We start from the raw sequence: 18,787 nt of genomic DNA, 5'->3' as shown, positions 1-18,787 counted from the left end.
TGCCCATCACATTTGCAACCGCAGCATGACGACACATACCCTCTCCAATCAAGACAAGCGCACCGCATTGAACGACACTCCTCATGCGCGCATCACACCGCAGTCTCTCAAGGCCGCATTGGCTGACGGGGAGGAAATTGCCTTGCTCGACGTGCGCGAAGCAGGCGTGTTCGCACGCGGTCATATCTTGTTCGCCGCTTGCGCGCCCCTTTGGCGCCTGCCGCTCACGCTTGACCGTCTCGTTCCTCGCCGCAGCACGCGTGTCGTGGTGACCGATGGCGATGAGACCCTGGCACACACCGCAGCGCATCAACTGATCCGCCTGGGCTGGAGCAACGTGTCCGTACTGGCCGGCGGAACTGATAGCTGGGCGGCGGCCGGCTACGAGGTGTTCAGCGGAACCAATGTACCGAGCAAAGCCTTTGGCGAAGTCATTGAACACCAGAAGCACACACCCTGGATCACCTCCGATGAACTGGAGGAACGGGTGCAGCGAGGCGACAACATCGTCGTTGTGGATAGCCGGACAACAGAGGAATTTGCAGCCTTCAGCCTTCCGTTTGCGCACAGTATTCCTGGTGCAGAACTGGTGTACCGCATCGGAGAGATCGCACCCGATCCGGAAACCTTTGTCGTCGTGAACTGCGCCGGGCGCACACGCAGCATCGTCGGCGCGCAGACGCTGATAGACGCAGGTATCCCGAACCGCGTGGCTTCGCTGCGCAACGGCACCATGGACTGGCTGCTCACAGGCCGTGAACTCGCGTATGGCCGACACACTCCGCTGCCGGAACCCTCACCAGCCTCGCTCAAGGCTGGGCGCGAGCGCGCCGAAAAGGTTGCTCTGCGGGCTGGGGTGAAGCGTATCGACGACACCACGCTGGCGCGTCTGCAATCTGAATCCAGCGAGCACACACTCTACTGCTTCGATGTGCGAACCCGGACCGAATACTTGGCTGGTCACCTGGAGGGATGGCGATGGGCACCTGGCGGTCAACTGGTTCAGGCGACAGACGAATTCGCTGCCACGCGCGGCTCACGCATCGTGCTGGCAGACTGGGACGGCGTGCGCGCCCTGACCACTGCGGCCTGGCTGGCACAACTCGGATGGAACGCGGCCGTCTATACCCCACCCTCCCACGCCACACGAGTGACGGGGCCTGAGCCCATCCGCATACTCGCACTCCATCAACCCGCGCCGCAGATCGCTCCACAGCAAGCCTCTGCGTTGCTGAATGCCGGCCAAGCTGTGGTTTTTGACGTGGACCGACGCGCCGCATACGAGACGCGTCACGTTGCCGGCGCTCGCTTTTCCGCGGCGGGCAGGTTGACCGAGTTCATTGCCACACTGCCCGCACGGCAAACGGTGCTGCTGACCTCGGCGGACGGCGTGCTGGCGCAAAGCGTAGCCTCAGGGCTGGCGAGCGCTACGCAAGATGGGCGCGACATTCGCGCCATCAGTGGCGGAACCGATGCGTGGGCCGCCGCAGTTCTGCCTATGACGGCTGGCAGTGAAGGCGTGCTGACCGGCGATGACGATGAAAGTTACAGCCCCTACCTGCACCGCGACCTGTCGTTGCGCAACGCTGGCTTCGTGGACTATTTGAATTGGGAACTGGGCCTCGTGGCGCAACTTGAACGCGAGGGGCAGACCGGCATCGCGCTGATCGACTGAAAGTTTGACTTGAGCTGTTGGCGCTTTGCGTGCGCCCTGATCTCCAGAAAGAGAAAGCCCCGACGGCCATTCTTGCCATAAACCTATGTCTTCCACTGTATCCACCATCTCCGCCGAATCTGTGCGCCAATGGCTGAATGACGCTGACGAGATTGCGTTCCTCGACGTACGCGAAGCCGGTCAATTCGGCGAGGGTCACCCGTTCTTTGCCGTCAACACGCCGTACAGCCAACTTGAGTTGCTCACCCCTCGCCTTGTCCCACGCAAGTCGACCCGCATCGTGCTTCTGGATGCCGACGATGGTGTCGCAGAGCGCGCCGTCCGGCGCCTGGAAGCTCTGGGTTACTGCAACCTGCACATTCTGCGTGGAGGCGCGCAGGGCTGGAGCGCCGCAGGCTATACGCTGTTTCAAGGCGTGAACCTGCCTTCCAAGACTTTTGGAGAGCTGATCGAGCATGCATTCGAAACGCCGCGCATCAGTGCGAGCGAGCTGGCCGAATGGCAGCGCAACAAAACGCCATTTCTCCTGCTTGACGGCCGCACGCTGGATGAACATCGGAAAATGAGCATACCCGGGTCAGTTTCCGCCCCCAACGGGGAGCTCCCGCGACACCTGCATGAACTCACAAACGATGCTGAAATGCCTGTGGTTATTCATTGCGCCGGCCGAACGCGCAGCATCGTAGGGGCAGAGATCCTGCGCAACCTAGGCCTGCCGAACCCCGTGTTTGCGCTGGAAAACGGTACCCAAGGCTGGGTACTGGCCGGACTGGCGCTTGATCATGGCGATATGCAGGTTCGCCCTCGGCCGTTGCAGGCTCATGCCCAAGAGCGGGAAGCTGCCACACACTTCGCGCATGAAGCTGGAGTGCCGCAATTGAGCGCCGAGCAAGCGCAGCAATGGATCGATGATGAAACGCACACCACTTATCTGCTGGATGTGCGCAGCGCCAAAGAGTTCGCTGCGGGAACCCTGCCGGGCGCGGTACACACGCCTGGAGGACAGCTTCTGCAGACCACCGACCAGACACTCGGCACGCGCAAGTCCAGGGTGATTCTTCTGGATGACGACGGCGTGCGAGCCCCGGTCATAGCCGCATGGCTCACCTGGTTGGGCTGGAACGCAGCAACTGTCGATGGAGGCGTCAACGCAGCTTTGCGCCAACGCACTCAAGATGCCGGGCCAGCAGCTCATGTCATGCCGCGCGTCCGCGCGCAGGCACTAGTCGCCTGGACTCGAGAGCACGCCCCCCAACTCGTCGATCTCCAAGCTTCGGCGAGTTACGATCGGCAGCACGCGGCCGGCGCGGCATGGAGTATTCGCCCGCGCCTGAGCGAGTTGGGGCTAACCACTGAACGTGCGATTCTGGTGCTTGCGCCTGATGAAGAAACGGCACAGCTCGCAGCAATTGACCTGGCCGAAGCGGGGCACCGCGGCATTGCATGGGCGAAAGCGCAGGACTGGGCCGACGCGGGGCTTCCAGTCCTGCGCAACACGCAACTGCAAGACGCGGAGCGAATCGACTACCTGTTCTTCGTTCATGACCGACACGAGGGCAATCTGGATGCCGCCCGCCAGTACCTTGAATGGGAAACGGGCCTGATCGCACAGGCCGAGCCGGACGAACTCGCGGTGTTTCGGTTGCCATCAAGACCTGCATCGCAGGCCTGATTGAAGCTGAGCGGATGCGCATTGATCCAGAACAAGGAGCTGCACTTCTGCAAACCTCATAACCTCATAGGACATGAGTTTCCGGGTACAGTTAATCTGAAAAGAAGGCACCGTTCGGTATGACTCTTGCTGGAATAGAGCCGTCCCGTACAGGCTGTCTCCGAGCATTTTTGCCGTCCGTACCAGTCTGCCCCTGCACGGCTTATGGGTTGAACTTTTAGGCTTAGCACTCACTCCAACAGAGTGCTAAAATACCTGACAATGATTAAAGGACATTCCAAGATGAGCACTGCGGTTCCCGCTCCTACCGCCACTGCGGTGGCGCTGGCCAATCCATGGGCCGTCGTCCCGTCGTTAGGCAACCTTGATGCCTACATCACAGCGGCTAATCGTCTTCCCATGCTGACGCACGAGGAAGAGCAGCAGTTCGCCCGTGAATTGCGCGACACTGGCAGTCTTGAGGCTGCCGGGAAGTTGGTACTGTCGCACCTGCGTCTGGTGGTTTCCACCTCTCGCCAGTACCTGGGTTATGGTCTGCCCCATGCAGATCTGATCCAGGAGGGCAACGTCGGCTTGATGAAGGCCGTCAAACGCTTTGACCCCGATCAGGGCGTGCGCCTGGTGAGCTATGCCCTCCATTGGATCAAAGCTGAAATTCACGAGTACATCCTGAAAAATTGGCGCCTGGTGAAGGTTGCGACCACCAAGTCACAGCGCAAGCTTTTCTTTAACCTGCGCTCCATGAAGCAAGGCTTCAAGGCTGAAGACGCTGAGCAGGACGTCACCTTCCGTGACAACCTCTCCGACGCTCAGGTGGATGTGGTCGCGCGCGAGTTGAATGTAAAGCCTGAAGAAGTGCGCGAAATGGAGACCCGCTTGGCTGGCGGTGATGTGCTACTGGATCCGTCTCCGAGCGATGACGGGGATCACGCCTTCGGCCCGATTGCGTATCTTTCAGACGCCAACCACGAGCCCACGGCCATGCTTGAGTCGGCCCAACGCGACGTTCTGGCCACCGAGGGCATTGCCACAGCCCTGAAGAGTCTGGATGAGCGTAGTCGTCGTATCGTGACCGAACGCTGGCTCAACGTACGCGATGACGGCTCTGGCGGCATGACGCTACATGAACTGGCCAGTGAATATGGCGTTAGCGCCGAGCGCATTCGTCAGATCGAGGTGTCGGCCATGAAGAAAATGAAAACTGCGCTGGCCGAATACGCCTGAGTCCGTATCGCACGGAAAAAACCGGCCATTTCCGAAGAAATGGCCGGTTTTTTTGAAGCCCAGGAAAACACTTTCGGTCTGGCTGGGTCAGACGGAGACTGGCCGTTCCTTAACCTGGAACTTATTCCAGGGCATGCGTCACGCTCCCTTCAGCAGCAGGCGGACATCATCGGCAAGTGCCTGGGCACCGCTGCCGTAGCGTGTGTACAGCCTAAGCCGGCCTTGGGTGTCGTAGATGTAACTGGCGGCCGTGTGGTCCATGGTGTAGGTGCTCGGGGTCTTGCCGTCCACCTTCTTGTAGTAGACCTTGAAATCCTTGGCGACTGCGGCCAGCTTCTCTGGCGAAGATGCATACAGCGCCACAAAACTCGGGTCAAAGGCCTTCATGTACTCCTTGAGTACTTCGGGCGTATCCCGCTCAGGATCAACGCTGATGAACAACCCCTGCAGCTTTTCGCCGTCCGCGCCAAGAAGCTTCTTGGCCTCGGCCAACTCCGACAGCGTGGTGGGGCATACATCAGGGCACTGTGTGAAGCCGAAGAACAGCACCACAATCTTGCCCTTGTAATCCGCCAGGGTACGCGGCTGACCGTTGAAATCGGTCAGCTGGAAATCCTTGGCGTAATCCGCCCCCGTGAGATCCACCGCACGAAACTGCGCCTTGGGGTCGCTGCATGCCCCCAGAATTCCCAGGGCCGGCAATGGCAGGGCAAGGGCAGCCAGCGATTTCAAAGTAAGTCGACGTTGCATAAAAATCCTTGGTTCAATCTCGCCTTGCTACTATTTTTATAGCATTTTGTGCAGCGACACTCAAAACAGGTAATGATCGATCAGCAGTGCTGCGAAGAGCAGAGAAAGATGTATCAGCGAGAAACGGAAAGTCTTGCGCGCCAATGCATCGGAATATTCGCGCCATAGCTTGTACGCATATCCGATGAAGCCGGCATTCAGAATCAGCGCCGCAGCCAGATAGAACCACCCGCTCATTCCATAGATAAAGGGCAAGAGGCAAGCAGCCAGCAAGATAAAGGTGTAGAGGAGTATCTGCAGCCGTGTGAACTCATTCCCATGGGTGACAGGCAGCATGGGCAAACCGCTCTTGCGGTAGTCTTCCACACGGTAGAGCGCAAGCGCCCAGAAATGCGGCGGCGTCCAGAGGAAAATGATCAGAAACATGATCAACGCCTGTGGTCCGACGTCGTTGGTCATGGCCGCCCACCCCAGCACCGGCGGCATGGCGCCAGACGCGCCACCAATGACGATGTTCTGAGGTGTGAGAGGTTTCAGGATCACCGTGTAGATCACTGCGTATCCGACAAACGTGGCAAAAGTCAGCCACATGGTGAGGGGGTTCACCCAGATGTACAGAATCGCAGAGCCTATGGTGCACAGCAATGCGGAAAAGCCGAGCGCCTTCCGGTCAGACAGCTCCCCTCGGGCCGTGGGGCGCCAAGCGGTACGCTTCATGCGTGCATCAATACGTTTTTCAATCAGACAGTTGAAAGCCGCCGCTGCACCGGCAACCAGCCATATGCCAGCACAAGCAATCGCTATCTGAGCCAAAGTCTGGCCCCCGGGCCAGCCAGGCACCGCCAACACCATGCCGATCAATGCACAAAACACGATCAGTTGCACCACTCGGGGTTTGGTAAGGACATAGAACTGTCGCCACAACGGCATGGACGGCAGCGAGGTGGCCGCAGCTGCGGAAGCGCTGACAGACTGAGGGGCAGGGGCGCGGGTGCTCATTGGGAAGTACCTTGCGTCAAGGCGTTGGATCGGGTTCGGCTGGCACACAGGGCCCAGGCGATCATAGCCAGCAGTGCGGAGGCGCCGCCTGAGTGGGCCAGGGCAGCCACGAGAGGCCAATCCAGAACCACGTTCGAAAGGCCGCTGAGCAACTGCAGCGCGGCCAAGGCAAGCAACCACCGCCGCTGTGCCGCCAGGACTCCCGCTTGATGCAGGCGCCAAACCAGTACGCCCAGCACTAACAACACGGCGTAAGCAAACAATCTGTGTGTGTAGTGAATAGCTGTCAGCGCGGTGAACTCCAGCCCACTTCCGTCCCGCGAGAAGCCCAGCGGGCGCCAAAGCTCGAAGCCCTGGGAAAAATCCATTTCCGGCCACCAGCCCCCTGGCATTGCGGAAAGGTGTTGCATGCCAGTACTGCATAGTTGGTGCTGACCCATCCGCCCAGCGCAATCTGAATCACCACCATGACAGCCGCCAGCCACAGTAGAAGACGCATGCCGCTGCCCAACACCTCTCGGACGGCACCAGCAGCCTGACGGTAGCGTTCTGCTTGCACTGCCAGCAACACGAGCAAGCCTGCTCCTCCCAGCAGATGCAAGGTCACAATCGCCGGAAAGAGCTTCATGGTGACGGTCAGCGCCCCAAACGCACCCTGGACGCAGACCCAGGTCAGGGTAAAAAGGGCCACCCCGGATGCAAAATGTCTTCCCGGGTAGCAGCACCGCCGGCTACCCCCTCACCTGACGACGCCATTGGAGCCAGGTAGATATAGCCAGCACGATGATAAGAACTCCGACCCCCGTCGCCAGATACCGGTGCACCATCTCGACCCAGGCCTTGCCGTGGGTCACGGGTCCCGTGGGCATGGCAGCCTGAGCTGTGGAGATGTGTTCTCGCGCCCCTACAGGACTGGCATGGCCATAGCAACCAGGCCAATCAGGACAACCCAGGCCGGAATCGGTCAGGCGTGTGAAGGCGCCGAACAGAACCAGATCGAAGGTAAGGAACAAGGTAAGCAGGGTCAAGGCCCTCAGGCGCTGGCCAGGAACAGCATCGCGGCTGCGCAGCCAGACCCATGCCAGTGGCCCGAGCGCGATCACCGCGCCCATGCCCATCAGGCGCAAGGCGGGTGCGAGGTTGTAAAGCGCAGGTGTATCCATGCTTGACTAGCGACCAGGTTCGTCCCAGCTAACGGAGGCGCGCAGCAAACGATCAAGATCGCGCTTGGCTTTGGCAGCGCCCGTCACATCCATGGCGGGAGGAAAGCGCATCATCCAGTTGCCCATGGGATCGACCAGATACAGATGTTCGGAAAGCTGGTGACCGTGTGCGGGCGTGAGCCACTGCGCAAGCGCTTCGGACGGAACGCGCAACACGGTGGCAGAGGCCAGCGCCGGCTGCAACTCTTCCGGGATGCGCTCGTTGTCGCTGACGAGCCAAACCCAATCGAGCCGATCTTTCTCTCGGCCAAGGCTCTCGCGCAACTGACGCTGGAGATACAAGTGCTGCTGGCAGGCCTCATCGCAAGCGCCCCCGGCCACGCTGACGAGTAGCCACTGACCCTTCAGGGTATCCAGCTGAACAGGATGGCCGCTCTGGTCACTGGCGCTGAGGACCGGCAAGGTGCGTTGCGGATCAATCAGTTCTCCATAGTTGCGCCGGCCTTCGGGGCGAACCACGTAATAACTGAAGTATGAGGCGAGCACCGGCAGCGCGCAAACAATCGCAAGCGCGAGCATGGTCCAGCGGCCAGCGCGCGTGCGCTTGGCATCTTCCACTCCTGCGTTTGTCGGTGTCGGCATGGTGTGCACGGTGAGCCCGAGGGGCTCATCCTGTTTGACGCGCGAATCAACTGTCATGCGGCTTTCTTGAAGAAAACAAGCGGAACACGGCCGCTTTAAGGTGAAACCAAAGATAAAGAAGGCCGATCAGCGCACACAGGCCAAACCACTGGAAAGCATACCCGTAATGCTTTTCAACTCCGGCGGTCGGCTGCGGCCATTCGCGCAGCAAGCCCTCCGATGGCGGGCCTATCTGAAGCACGGTCACTCTGGCCAAAGGCAACCCTGTTTCGCCCCGAAAGGCTTCCAGGTCGAGATTTTGCCGGATCACGCCACGACCATCTTCGCCAAGCGCGTAAAGCCTTGGAGGTGAAGGTGCGATGCGCCCTGTAAATTCGACACTGCCCTGCGGCGTCTCAACGGGCGGAAGGGTTGTGCGGTCTACAAAACTGCGCGGAGCCCAACCTCGTTGCACAACCACGACGGCATCGGATTCAGCCAAGCGTAGCGGTGTGAGTACGTCGAACCCTTGGCGGCCACTCATTTGGCGATTGTCCAGATACACAGTGAACTCTGGCAGCCATGTGCCGCGCACTGTGACAAGACGATGAAGCAACTCTTCGGCTTGCACGCGTGTCAGCGGCGCTGCCAAGGCCTTGGCATCCAGCGGAGCTTGCTGCTCGCGCAGAACTATGGCTGCATGGAGGGCTTCCTTCTGGGCCGCACGGTCCAATTGCCAGCGGCCCAGGGAGAAGGTGACGGCCATGCCGACAAGCGCTGCGGCCAGCACGACCCAAAAACGCCAGGAACGTCGCTGCGCGATCACGGGATAATGGCCCCCATGAAGCAAATATTGGTAGGTCTAGCGTTTCTGGGCATTCTTGGCAGCCTGGTTTCAGCCCTGGTATACATGATGCGCAGTGACAAGCCCGGGGAACAGAACGATCCCAAGCGCGCCCGGCGCATGGTTTTCGCTTTGGCAATGCGTGTTGCATTGTCCGTGGTGCTTTTCTCTGCGTCCTGATCGCCTGGAAACTTGGCTACATTCAGCCTACTGGCATTCCGCAAGGCAAATAAAACGGTCACTGAATCAGATAAAACTCTAGTGTCCTGAATTGCAAATTCGTTGAACAAATCCACCGACAATCGCCGCCATGCTGCGTCACAAAGCCTCGCGATACCACTCGGTATCACTGCGTTTTGCTCCTTGCCTGACACCGATTTCGGCAGATTTGTTTCTTCAACGAACTTACAACTCAGGACACTAGTACTTGATGGCGTAGTTCGGCAGCTTTCCTTGCTTTTCGCTTCCCCATCACAACAAAAAAGCGCCACATGGCGCTTTTTTGTTAACTGGGAGTATGCCTCACATCCAGTAGACCACAATGTACAGGCCAAGCCAGACCACGTCGACAAAGTGCCAATACCAGGCCGCACCTTCAAAACCAAAGTGGCGCTCTGAGGTGAAGTGCCCTTTCATGAGACGCAAGGTAATGAAAAGCAGCATCAGCATACCGACCAGCACGTGGAAGCCGTGAAAGCCAGTCAGCATGAAGAACGTAGAACCATAAACGCCGGAGCTGAGCTTGAGGTTCAGATCGGAATAGGCGTGAAAGTATTCGTAGCCCTGGACGCACAGGAAGACAATGCCCAGCAGCACGGTGAGCCACATGAATCCGATGGTGCGCGCACGATTGCCAACTTGCAGTGCATGGTGGGCAATGGTGAGCGTCACGCCTGAGGTCAGCAGAAGTGCCGTGTTGATAGTCGGCAACCAGAACGGACCCATGGTCTGAAACGGCTCCACGATACCCGCCGGGGAGCCTGTGGCCCCTGCCGCTACGCTGGGCCACACGGCCTTGAAATCCGGCCAGAGTAACGCGTTATCCAAGCTACCGAGGGCCGGAACCGAATGAGAACGTGCCCACCACAACGCCGTGAAGAACGCGCCAAAGAACATCACCTCAGAGAAGATGAACCAGCTCATGCTCCAGCGGTAGGAGAGGTCGATCTTGCGGCCATATAGCCCACCCTCACTCTCGCCAACGGCTTCGCTGAACCATTGATAAAGCACGAAGAGCCACCACGCGAGACCTAGAAAGAAAACGTACTTTCCCCAGGTAACTCCGTTGATCCATTCAGAGGCGCCCAAGATGAGGAAAAACAATCCGACAGCCGACATCACGGGGTGACGCGAGGGCTGCGGAACGAAGTAGTAAGGCGTCTTGCCGGGGGCGGTGGTACTCATTGTTCTCTTTGCTCCTGTACTCTCGAATTCAATGACTGCGTGAGCGATGTCTTTTTTGAAAAAATATTCAGGCGCCACTGACGACCCATCTTACGATGAGCAGCAGCACAACGATAAAAAGCAAAACTCCCAGCAAACCCGCAAGGATCACATGGAAGGGGTTGGCTTGTCCGAGGTCATCTTGGTAGCCGCTATTCTTGCGAACACCCAGAAAACCCCAAGCCACAATGCGCAGAGAGCGCAGGAAAGAGGGTTTCTTTGGCGCATCTCCAGCCGGAGACGGAGAGGCGCTCATGTGCCCACTCCGCCCACCGCTTGAGTGACCGCGGCATTCGCCGACGCAGACTCAGGTGCAGGCATGTCCTTGGTGCCTACTTCAAAAAAAGTGTAGGACAACGTGATGGTGGTCACATCCTTCGACAGCCGGGGGTCAATGATGAACGCGACCGGCCACTCTTTCCGCTCACCCGGATCCAGCGTGTACTGGTTGAAGCAGAAACACTCCAGCTTCTGGAAGTGCGCTGAGGCCTGACGCGGCGCATAGCTCGGAATGGCTTGCGCCGCCATGCGGCGATCCTGCACATTTTGAAACTCGTACATGACGGTGTTCAACTCGCCCGGGTGCACGGTCATGGTTCGCTTCTCGGGTTTAAAGTGCCACGGTCCGCGAACGTTGGCATCAAACTCGACAGTAATGGTCCGGCTCTTGTCGACCTGTGTATTAACAGCTCCCCCGACGCCGCCATTGCCCGGCACCTGACGCTCGACAAGCGTCAGGATATTGAGGCCCGTTGCCTCGCAGATCGCCCGGTAGAGCGGGATCATGGCGTAGCCGAAGCTAAACATGCCGGCCGCCACAATGGCCAGCTTACCGACCATCTTGAGGTTTTCGTTCTTAATACCCATGGTTGACAAACTTGCTCAGTGCCCGACCACGATCATCCGAACGATAAAGCCGGCAAAGAACACCAGCGCGACTGACGCGAGGATCAACCCCAGACGACGGTTGCTTTTTTCTGACCCGGTGTCATGCCATACCTCTTTCGATCAAGCCACAATGCGCGTAGCAGTGGCGTCCAGCTTGGGCGGATTTTCGAAAGTGTGGAACGGAGCAGGCGAAGGAACCTCCCATTCCAGACCCTCGGCACCTTCCCAAGGCTTTTGAGGAGCCTTCTCACCAACGCCACGCATGCCGGGCAGCACGATGAAGAAGAAGAAGTACACCTGTGCCAAGCCGAAGAACAAGGCGCCCACAGAAGCGATCATGTTGAAATCAGCGAACTGCATGGGGTAGTCGGCATAACGACGGGGCATACCAGCCAGACCCAGGAAGTGCATTGGGAAGAACGTGATGTTGAACGAGATCAGGGACCACCAGAAATGGATCTTGCCGCGTGATTCGCTGTACATCACACCGGTCCACTTGGGCGCCCAGTAGTAAAAACCCGCGAACATGGCGAACAGAGAGCCTGCCACAAGCACATAGTGGAAGTGAGCCACGATGTAATACGTGTCTTGAATCTGGATGTCGATTGGCGCCACAGCAGGGATCAAGCCTGTGAAGCCACCAATGGTGAACACGAAGATGAAACCAACCGAGAACAGCATGGGTGTCTCGAAGGTCATGGAGCCGCGCCACATGGTGGCGATCCAGTTGAAAATCTTCACCGCAGTGGGCACCGCAATCAGCATGGTGGCATACATGAAGAACAATTGCCCGGTCACCGGCATGCCGGTGGTAAACATGTGGTGCGCCCAGACGATGAACGACAAGATAGCGATGGCAGAAGTGGCGTACACCATGGATGCATAGCCGAACAGCCTCTTGCGAGCGAATGCGGGCACCACCTGGCTGACAATGCCGAACGCCGGCAAAATCATGATGTAGACCTCAGGATGGCCGAAGAACCAGAAGATGTGCTGGTACATCACGGGGTCTCCGCCGCCGGCGGGGTTGAAGAAGCTGGTGCCGAAGTGACGATCAGTCAGCGTCATGGTGATGGCGCCGGCCAGCACGGGCATGACGGCGATCAGCAGGTAAGCGGTGATCAGCCAGGTCCAGCAGAACATGGGCATCTTCATCAGCGTCATGCCGGGAGCGCGCATGTTGAGGATGGTCACGATGATGTTGATCGCGCCCATGATCGAGCTCGCGCCCATGATGTGCATGGCGAAAATGCTCGAATCCATCGAGGGACCCATTTGCAGGGTGAGCGGCGCATAAAGCGTCCAGCCCGCCGCGGGCGCTCCACCAGGCATGAAGAACGAGCCGACGAGCATGATGGCCGCGGGGATCAGCAGCCAGAAGCTGAAATTATTCATGCGTGCGAACGCCATGTCGCTGGCGCCGATCTGCAGCGGCAGCATCCAGTTGGCGAAGCCCACGAATGCCGGCATGATGGCCCCGAAAACCATGATCAGCCCGTGCATGGTGGTGAGTTGGTTGAACAACTCGGGGTTCACCAGTTGCAGGCCGGGCTGAAACAGTTCTGCGCGAATCAACAGCGCCAGAACTCCGCCCACCATGAGCATGGTGAACGAAAACAGCAAGTAGAGCGTGCCGATGTCTTTGTGGTTGGTTGCGAATACCCAGCGGCGCCAACCGGTAGGCGCGTCGTGGGCATGGTCGTCGTGCCCATGGTCATCGTGACCGGCATGTGATGTGGGAAGTACGGCGCTCATGTAACTGCTCCGGGGTGTCTGCTTTTATTAAATCGTACTGAGTATCAAGAGGCTGGGATCAGCTCGACGAGCCGGGGAATTTTCCCTCGCGCGCAGCCTTGAACTCAGACGGCTGAATCAGCTTTCCAGTCTTGTTGGACCAGTGGTTCTTGGTGAAGGTAGCCACCGCCGCCAGCTCGGTATCAGAGAGTTGCTTCCACGCGGGCATGGCACCATTGAGACGGCCTTCAAGCAGGATGTGCATTTGCTGGGGGACATCGCCCAGGACAATCTGGCTGCCATCAAGTGGCTTGATGGCACCACCGCCCTTACCGTTCTCGAGGTGGCAGGCGGCGCAGTTGGCGGCATAGACTTTCTCGCCACGGGCCACGAGTTCCGGCAGGGTCCAGACTTTGTTTGGATCGTCGGCAAGCGCCTGCAGACGCTTTTGCTCTTCCATCACCCAAGCCGAGTAGTCCTTCGCGGAAAGGACCTTCACGTGAATCGGCATGTAGGCATGCTCCTTGCCGCACAACTCGGCACATTGACCGTAGAAGTCGCCAACTTGCTCAGCCCTGAACCAGGTGTCGCGCACGAAACCGGGAATGGCATCTTGCTTGACGCCAAAGGCCGGCACCATCCAGGCGTGAATAACGTCGTTGGCCGTGGTGATAATGCGCACCTTCTTGCCGACCGGGACCACCAGCGGGTTGTCGACCTTGAGGAGATAGTCGTCTCCCGCGGGCTTGCCGGCATCGGACATGGCGCGGTGAGAAGAGTCGAGCGTGGAAAGGAAAGAAATGCCTTCACCCTCGCCGTTGAGGTAGTCGTAGCCCCACTTCCACTGGTAACCGGTGGCCTTGATGGTGAGGTCGGCGTTGGAGGTGTCTTTCATGGCCACCACCAGCTTGGTGGCAGGTAGGGCCATCAGGATGATGATGATGAATGGAACGATGGTCCAGACTACTTCCACCGTGACCGATTCATGGAATGTCGCGGATTTTGCGCCTTGTGATTTTCTGTGTTTCCAGATGGAATAGAACATCACGGAGAACACGGCAACAAAGATGACGGCGCACAGAATCAGCATCATCCAGTGGAGGCTGTACTGTTCCGCGGCAATACGCGTGACGCCCGGAGTCAGGTTGAGCTGATTGACCCCCGGTCCGCCTGGCAGGTCATTGACTTGCGCCGCTTGTGCAGCCATCGTAGCCCAGGCCGCTGTCCATACGGCCGCTTGGCGCGGAACACCGGCCAGCCTCTTTGTAATACTCTTCATCGTGTTCACGTTTTCTTGAGTCCCAACCACACAACTTTTGCCGATCAAGCCAGGCCAGCCTGATAGCTTTCCCGCAAGGTCTTGCGCATCCCCGCAGCATGCCGCAGATAGCCCTGCATCGCAAAACCTACGCCGGATGTCCAGCCTTTGCAAAGGCCCTTCTAAGCGACCGCTGCATGAAGATCCCTCCACGCATTTTGCCGGCGAGTTTAACCGACTCGTAAAGCCTCTCTCACAGTAGAAGAACTTTTTTCGCCTTCGAGGGTCCTGCGACCCCAATCAAGGATGCCCTGCGTGACCCTCGCGAGTCGGTGGTAGTGCGGATCGGGATGAGGCGCAAGGCGTCTTTTTGCAGCCAATAGCCCAGCTATTGGCAAGAAAAGCAACGCTGCGGATCGCCCGAGGCCGTGCTGCCACAGACCGCAGGGAATTACGCAGGGCATCCTTAAGGATGTCCTGTATAACCCTCGCGAGTCGGTGGCAGTGCGGATCGGGATGAGGCGCAAGGCGTCTTTTTGCAGCCAATAGCCCAGCTATTGGCAAGAAAAGCAACGCAGCGGATCGCCCGAGGCCGTGCTGCCACAGACCGCAGGGAATTACGCAGGGCATCCTTAAGGATGTCCTGTATAACCCTCGCGAGTCGGTGGCAGTGCGGATCGGGATGAGGCGCAAGGCGTCTTTTTGCAGCCAATAGCCCAGCTATTGGCAAGAAAAGCAACGCAGCGGATCGCCCGAGGCCGTGCTGCCACAGACCGCAGGGAGTTATGCAGGGCATCCTTAAAGCACTCCGGCTCATGATTTTCTGCGCTGGCGCAGGGCGGTTTTCATGTCGTCCAAGGCGATTTCTGTGCGGGGGCCACTTGCAGGCGCGGAGCCGGCTTGAGGGCGTGCCCGTAGATCACTTCGAAACTGAGTGCCAAGGGCCCTGGTGACCCGCCGGGCATTTCCGGGGGAAGGCGGAGATGCTCGTCGAGGGCAGCTTCAAGCCGTGTCCGCCATGCACGTCCGCGTAGCGCCGCAAAGCGTTTTACATGCAGGTTCCGCCCTAGGCCCCTCAGCTCAACCAACAAGCGCGCAGGAGATCCGAACGTCAAGGTGATGCGCTCCATGTCCATGACTGGTTCCGCGAAGCCAGCCGTGACCAGCAAATCCCCCAAATCATGCATATCGGTGAATTCATGCGTAGGGGCTGGCCAGCCCAGCCTGGCGTACAAAGCGCGCAGTTCGCGCAGAGTGTCTGGCCCCAGGCAGGAGAACATGACAAAACCGTCGGTCGCCAGAGCCCGGTGCCATTGGGCAAACAAGTTCGCGGGGTCCGCCGCCTGGTGAGCCAGCATGTTGGCCCACACCATCTGCATTGCACCCTCCGGCGGTGTCGTGCCAGACTTCTGCGCGCTACGGCCCAGGCTGAGCCGAGCCAGCCAACGAAGTGCAGCCGGCTTATCAGCCGATTGGCTTGGATGAGTGGGCTGACGAGCGCGCGCTTCCACCAGGAAGCTCTCCGCAGCAGGATAATGCGCCGCCACGAGAGCATGCCCCTGCTTTCCTCCACGGTCGGGCTCCCAATCCGCCCATGCGGTCACAGGCAAGCGTATGTATTGAAGACGCTCAGCCATCCGGCGCGCCACCTCTTCGTGCAACCAGGGGGCATTTTCGGCTTCAGCGGCTTTGCTGGCCCAACGCGCTGCGGCAATAGGATCGATGCTGGGAGGAAGAAGATCAGACATGAATTTGGCGCTATGAGTTCGCGCGATGAGTTGCCGCAGTATATTGATTGACCCATGAATTTGCAGCCCAACCCAAGCATGGCGCCTGCCGCCGCACCTCGAAGGCTCCGCCTGGAGAGTTGGCTACCTAGCCGGTGCCAAGTTTGCCACTCATGGCCGGCTGCTCCTCTATGCGGTGATTGCGTCACGCAGTTCGCCCGCGTGCAGACGCGCTGCGAGCGTTGCGCACTGCCCCTGCACGGCAGCACTCGAGTATGCGGCGCTTGCCTCCTGGAGCCTTCACCTCTGGACGCCTGCTTCAGTGCAGTCGGCTACCAGTGGCCTTGGACGGAATGCCTGGCGCGCTTCAAGTTCCGGCAAGATACCGGCTTGGCCAACGCCCTGGCAACCTTGATGATGCGCGCCCCCGGCGTACGTTCAGCAATTGCAAGGGCCCATGTGGTGGTGCCTTTGCCGCTTTCCGTCCAGCGTTTATCTGAGCGCGGCTACAACCAGTCATTGCTTCTTGCCAAAAGCCTTGCCTCGCGGGGTGTACGCGCCGATCTCCTGCAACGAGTGCGCCACACTCCGCCGCAGCGGGCCATGACACGAGAGCAACGCCTGAAGAGCTTGCGCGGCGCTTTCGCTGTAGACCCATCGCGGGCGGCAGACTTGCGTGGCCGCCGCGTGATCCTGGTGGACGATGTCATGACTACAGGCGCCACCTTGCGTGCCGCGGCGAATGAATTGCGTAAGGCCGGTGTAGTGCATATTGCGGCGCTCGTAGTGGCGCGCACTCTCAATTAGGGCGTGTTGCCACACCTCGGCGCGCTTCCCCACATCTCTCTCTTATTCTCGGCTCATGTTTCATATTGTCCTCGTAGAACCCGAAATCCCGCCCAACACGGGCAACGTGATCCGTCTGGCCGCCAACACCGGGTGTACGCTCCATCTGGTCGAACCTTTGGGGTTTTCCATGGACGACAAGCATATGCGCCGAGCCGGTCTGGACTACCACGAGTACGCGGAAGTACGCCGCCATGCAGACTGGTCAGCGTTCCTGAACGCGATTCGCCCCGATCCACTGCGTCTTTTTGCGTTGACCACCCGGGGAGAGCACACAGTGCATGACACCCGCTTTCAGGAGGGCGACGTGTTTGTCTTTGGGTCTGAAACGCGGGGCCTCAGTCCTGCCATGCGTGAATCTTTTGCGCCTGAACAGCAACTGCGCCTGCCTATGCGTACCGGTCAGCGCAGCCTGAACCTTTCAAACGCAGTAGCGGTGACCGTATTTGAAGCCTGGAGGCAGATCGGATTCAGATCTGCCTAGGGATGCCCTAGACATCATGGTCGCCTGTGCCCGAGGGTGTGCTGTCGCAGACCGCGGGGAGTGATGCAGGCTCTTATGGTCTTTTGCATGCTCTACAAATAATAGCGCGCCAACTGCTCTGCCACACACACCGGCTTTTCCGAGCCTTCTCGCTCGATGGTGCTTTCCCAAGCGACCTGCATACCGCCTTCGATCGGCGTGGCGCTAAGAAGCTTGACCTGGGCTCGTACCTTGCTGCCCACAGGCACGGGTGCCATGAAGCGCACCTTGTTGAGGCCATAGTTGATCGCCATGCGCACATCCTTGATGCGAATGGAGCGATCAAAGAAACCCGACAGCAACGACAGCGTCAAATAGCCGTGGGCTATGGTCGTGCCGAAGGGTCCTGATTTAGCGCGCTCAGGATCGACGTGGATCCATTGATGATCACCTGTCGCTTCAGCGAACTGATCGATGTGCTGTTGCGTGATAGTGAACCAATCAGTCACGGCAATGGCTTGACCTGTACGCGACGTGAGTTCTGCGAGAGTTTCGAAAATTTTCATGTAAACGAAGGGAACGAATTTCGGCGACGACCGGGTGGCACCCGGAAATTTCACGTTGAATGCTGAACTTAAGTTAGCGAACCTCCGCCGTCCAGCCATTCGCAAATGCTGCGCCATTGCTCAAGATCGCGTGCAACCCGGGCGGGGGAAACGTCGAACAAGGTCAAGCCTCGCGCGGTCAAATGAACGTAATTCTGTGTCGGGCGCAACGTTGCGATCATAGGCACACCCAGACCGCCAACGAATTGCTGCAGCTGCTCTGCAGCAATGGTTCGCTCGTCCACCCGCATGCCGACCATTCCGACAACCGGTTTGCTGCCCCGGCGCTGCTCGGACACCTGGTCAAGAAACTCTCGCGTTGCATAAATATCAAAAATGCTCGCCTGCAGCGGCACCAAAATCCTGTCTGCCAAGCGCAGCACGTCTTTCAAGCGCTTGCCGTGCAAGCCGGCGGGCGTGTCCAGTACAACGTGGGTCGTACCCTTGGGCGGGCGCACCACATCGTCACGCGCCACCTCCCACGCCCTGATAGGACGCACCTCCGCGGGGCGCAAGCCAAGCCACAGGCGGGAAGACTGCTGGCGGTCTACGTCGCCCAGCATCACTGCATGGCCCCGGGAGGCTAAGTAGCCTGCCACGTTGGTGGCCAACGTCGACTTACCCACACCGCCTTTCGGATTGGCAATGACGACTATCGTCATGAAAACCTCCTCCAGATGAAATATAGGGACTCACTTCTGCAAGTCATACTTTAGGATGCCCTGCATAACTCCCTGCGGTCTGTGGCAGCACGGCCTCGGGCGATCCGCTGCGTTGTTTTTCTTGCCAATAGCTGGGCTATTGGCTGCAAAAAGACGCCTTGCGCCTCATCCCGATCCGCACTACCACCGACTCGCGAGGGTTATGCAGGGCAT

The 18,787-nt window shown here is 59.0% G+C and carries 16 protein-coding genes and 4 pseudogenes; 6 read left to right on the top strand and 14 right to left on the bottom strand.

What is annotated here, in order from left to right:
* Window positions 1-82 precede the first annotated feature (82 nt).
* From AAAK34_RS08365 to rpoH, 3 genes and pseudogenes are all read left to right on the top strand, one after another.
* Window positions 83-1,675 (top strand): annotated as a pseudogene (locus tag AAAK34_RS08365) (rhodanese-like domain-containing protein); the annotation flags it as partial.
* 85 nt (window positions 1,676-1,760) lie between these two features.
* Complete coding sequence (locus AAAK34_RS08360) at window positions 1,761-3,347, top strand: rhodanese-like domain-containing protein (RefSeq protein ID WP_231695156.1); 1,587 nt, start codon at window positions 1,761-1,763, stop codon at window positions 3,345-3,347.
* A gap of 282 nt (window positions 3,348-3,629) precedes the next feature.
* Window positions 3,630-4,571, top strand: a complete 942-nt coding sequence (rpoH, locus tag AAAK34_RS08355) for an RNA polymerase sigma factor RpoH (protein ID WP_231695157.1) — start codon at window positions 3,630-3,632, stop codon at window positions 4,569-4,571.
* 138 nt (window positions 4,572-4,709) lie between these two features.
* On the opposite strand, the gene AAAK34_RS08350 is transcribed toward rpoH, so the two are convergent.
* The 5 genes and pseudogenes from AAAK34_RS08350 to AAAK34_RS08330 form a co-directional block, all read right to left on the bottom strand.
* On the bottom strand, window positions 4,710-5,321 hold the full coding sequence (locus AAAK34_RS08350; RefSeq protein WP_231695158.1) for an SCO family protein: 612 nt from the start codon (window positions 5,319-5,321) through the stop codon (window positions 4,710-4,712).
* 60 nt (window positions 5,322-5,381) lie between these two features.
* Window positions 5,382-6,320 (bottom strand): heme o synthase, encoded by a 939-nt coding sequence (gene cyoE / locus AAAK34_RS08345; protein ID WP_231695159.1) that lies wholly within the window; start codon window positions 6,318-6,320, stop codon window positions 5,382-5,384.
* Window positions 6,317-7,483 (bottom strand): annotated as a pseudogene (locus AAAK34_RS08340) (COX15/CtaA family protein). Before AAAK34_RS08340 ends, cyoE begins: the two are co-directional and overlap by 4 nt.
* A 6-nt stretch (window positions 7,484-7,489) precedes the next feature.
* On the bottom strand, window positions 7,490-8,182 hold the full coding sequence (locus tag AAAK34_RS08335) for an SCO family protein (protein WP_231695161.1): 693 nt from the start codon (window positions 8,180-8,182) through the stop codon (window positions 7,490-7,492).
* Complete coding sequence (locus tag AAAK34_RS08330) at window positions 8,172-8,930, bottom strand: SURF1 family protein (RefSeq protein WP_431777928.1); 759 nt, start codon at window positions 8,928-8,930, stop codon at window positions 8,172-8,174. The genes AAAK34_RS08335 and AAAK34_RS08330 overlap by 11 nt, the downstream gene beginning before the upstream one ends.
* Before the next feature lie 15 nt (window positions 8,931-8,945).
* On the opposite strand from AAAK34_RS08330, the pseudogene AAAK34_RS08325 reads away from it, so the two are divergent.
* Window positions 8,946-9,181, top strand: a pseudogene (locus tag AAAK34_RS08325) (twin transmembrane helix small protein).
* Between the two features lie 289 nt (window positions 9,182-9,470).
* Here the strand turns inward: AAAK34_RS08325 and AAAK34_RS08320 are convergent.
* The 7 genes and pseudogenes from AAAK34_RS08320 to AAAK34_RS08290 all read right to left on the bottom strand — a co-directional run bounded on the left by AAAK34_RS08320 (window position 9,471) and on the right by AAAK34_RS08290 (window position 16,019).
* A complete protein-coding gene (locus AAAK34_RS08320) occupies window positions 9,471-10,352 on the bottom strand; it encodes a cytochrome c oxidase subunit 3 (RefSeq protein WP_231695164.1) in 882 nt (293 codons plus the stop codon).
* A gap of 67 nt (window positions 10,353-10,419) precedes the next feature.
* Window positions 10,420-10,647 carry a DUF2970 domain-containing protein gene (locus tag AAAK34_RS08315; RefSeq protein WP_231695165.1) on the bottom strand — a complete coding sequence of 76 codons (228 nt, stop codon included), beginning with the start codon at window positions 10,645-10,647 and terminating at the stop codon, window positions 10,420-10,422.
* Window positions 10,644-11,258 (bottom strand): cytochrome c oxidase assembly protein, encoded by a 615-nt coding sequence (locus tag AAAK34_RS08310; protein ID WP_231695166.1) that lies wholly within the window; start codon window positions 11,256-11,258, stop codon window positions 10,644-10,646. Before AAAK34_RS08310 ends, AAAK34_RS08315 begins: the two co-directional genes overlap by 4 nt.
* A 15-nt stretch (window positions 11,259-11,273) precedes the next feature.
* Window positions 11,274-11,351, bottom strand: a complete 78-nt coding sequence (locus AAAK34_RS08305; RefSeq protein WP_431778008.1) for a cytochrome oxidase small assembly protein — start codon at window positions 11,349-11,351, stop codon at window positions 11,274-11,276.
* A gap of 48 nt (window positions 11,352-11,399) precedes the next feature.
* On the bottom strand, window positions 11,400-13,034 hold the full coding sequence (gene ctaD, locus AAAK34_RS08300; protein ID WP_231695168.1) for a cytochrome c oxidase subunit I: 1,635 nt from the start codon (window positions 13,032-13,034) through the stop codon (window positions 11,400-11,402).
* A 58-nt stretch (window positions 13,035-13,092) separates the two neighbouring features.
* Window positions 13,093-14,292, bottom strand: coding sequence for a cytochrome c oxidase subunit II (gene coxB, locus AAAK34_RS08295; RefSeq protein WP_231695198.1), 1,200 nt, complete (start codon window positions 14,290-14,292; stop codon window positions 13,093-13,095).
* A gap of 792 nt (window positions 14,293-15,084) precedes the next feature.
* A pseudogene (locus tag AAAK34_RS08290) lies at window positions 15,085-16,019 on the bottom strand (biotin synthase).
* A gap of 54 nt (window positions 16,020-16,073) precedes the next feature.
* Between AAAK34_RS08290 and AAAK34_RS08285 the strand changes: the two are divergent.
* Together AAAK34_RS08285 and trmL are read left to right on the top strand one after the other, a co-directional pair.
* A complete protein-coding gene (locus AAAK34_RS08285) occupies window positions 16,074-16,805 on the top strand; it encodes a phosphoribosyltransferase family protein (RefSeq protein ID WP_431777927.1) in 732 nt (243 codons plus the stop codon).
* Window positions 16,806-16,860: 55 nt separating this feature from the next.
* Window positions 16,861-17,328: a tRNA (uridine(34)/cytosine(34)/5-carboxymethylaminomethyluridine(34)-2'-O)-methyltransferase TrmL gene (gene trmL, locus AAAK34_RS08280; RefSeq protein ID WP_231697147.1), complete on the top strand. Its 468-nt coding sequence runs from the start codon at window positions 16,861-16,863 to the stop codon at window positions 17,326-17,328.
* A gap of 92 nt (window positions 17,329-17,420) precedes the next feature.
* On the opposite strand, the gene AAAK34_RS08275 is transcribed toward trmL, so the two are convergent.
* Window positions 17,421-17,873 (bottom strand): MaoC family dehydratase, encoded by a 453-nt coding sequence (locus AAAK34_RS08275; protein ID WP_231697148.1) that lies wholly within the window; start codon window positions 17,871-17,873, stop codon window positions 17,421-17,423.
* Window positions 17,874-17,941: 68 nt separating this feature from the next.
* Window positions 17,942-18,574, bottom strand: a complete 633-nt coding sequence (locus AAAK34_RS08270) for a ParA family protein (RefSeq protein ID WP_231697149.1) — start codon at window positions 18,572-18,574, stop codon at window positions 17,942-17,944.
* Window positions 18,575-18,787: the final 213 nt, after the last annotated feature.

The organism is Ottowia caeni, assembly GCF_050821495.1.
In the GTDB taxonomy this organism is placed as follows: Bacteria; Pseudomonadota; Gammaproteobacteria; order Burkholderiales; family Burkholderiaceae_C; genus Ottowia; species Ottowia caeni.
Note: the sequence above shows the minus strand (reverse complement) of the source record. Positions and strands in the feature narration are given on the sequence as shown.